This is a genomic window from Rhizobium sp. 01T417 (genome assembly GCF_056398905.1).
In genome coordinates, this window is sequence record NZ_JBFTQH010000145.1 from 1 (window position 1) to 1,146 (window position 1,146).

General features: G+C 58.9%; 2 protein-coding genes. Both read left to right on the plus strand.

Annotated elements, in window-relative coordinates; all coding sequences use genetic code 11:
- Positions 1 to 421 (plus strand): acetyltransferase (locus tag AC1DPR_RS32060; protein WP_477818036.1); only part of this gene is annotated, 421 nt, incomplete at its 5' end.
- Positions 422 to 466: 45 nt separating this feature from the next.
- On the plus strand, positions 467 to 1,146 hold a 680-nt coding region (locus tag AC1DPR_RS32065; RefSeq protein ID WP_477818037.1), incomplete at its 3' end, for a phytanoyl-CoA dioxygenase family protein.

Below are 1,146 nucleotides of genomic sequence, written 5' to 3' on the forward strand. Positions count from 1 at the left end.
GGTCCAGGCAGTGCGCGACGCCGGTTATCGCACGCCCAGCTACATCAGCAGCCGGGCTACGACGTTCGACGGATTCGAGCCCGGTGGCAATTGTTTTATCCTCGAAGACAACACGATCCAGCCGTTTTCCCACATTGGCGACAACGTCACGTTGTGGAGCGGCAACCATATCGGACACCACGCCGTCATCGAGGACAACTGCTTCATCAGTTCCCATGTCGTGATTTCGGGTGGCGTGCGCGTGGGAGACAGTTCCTTTTTGGGCGTGAACTCCACTGTGCGTGATCACGTTTCCATCGGCGCACGCTGCGTCATCGGAGCAGGCTCCTTAATCAGTGCGGACACCGAACCAGAAGGCGTCTACACGTCGCCACCGTCTGAGCGATCGCGGGTGCCAAGCACGCGCCTGCGCGGCATCTGACGCGCTTACGCAACTGGCGTCGACGAAAGAAAGAAAACGCATCCCATGAATAACGAAAGCTATTACGGAGGCATTCGTCCGAATGCCATGCTGGACGCCATTGCAAGGTATCAAGAGGAGCTCGATGTCCTCGGCTATACCGTCATAGAAGGCGTGCTGGATACCGCGCAACTTGAGGCGTGGCGACAACGGATCGATACCGTCTACGCCCTGCAGGAAACGGAGTTCGGTGGCCGCGAAGCGCTGACTGCGATCGGGGAACAGGATCTGTGCCGGGCCCCGCTGATTTATGACGAGGCCTTCGTCCAGTTGGCGTCTACGCCCACGGTACTCGAACTGATGCGCCGCGTGCTTGGCGACTGGTACATCCTGAATCTGCAGAACGCCATCATCAACAGGCCGGACGAGCGCCATCATCAAACCGCCTGGCACCGGGATTTACCCTATCAGAACTGGACGAGTTCACGACCACTTGCGTTAGGCGCATTGTTCGCGATCGATCCGTTCACGACCGAGACCGGCGGCACCATCGTGCTGCCGCATTCGCACCGCCACGATACGATGCCCTCGGAAAATTACCTGCTGCAACACGCGACGCAAATTACCGCGTCGGCCGGTTCGGTGCTGATTTTCGATGCCATGGTTTTCCATCGCGCCGGGGTGAATCGGTCGTCGCAGATTCGTCGCGGGGTGAATCACCTCTACACCATTCCCCTGCTCAAGCA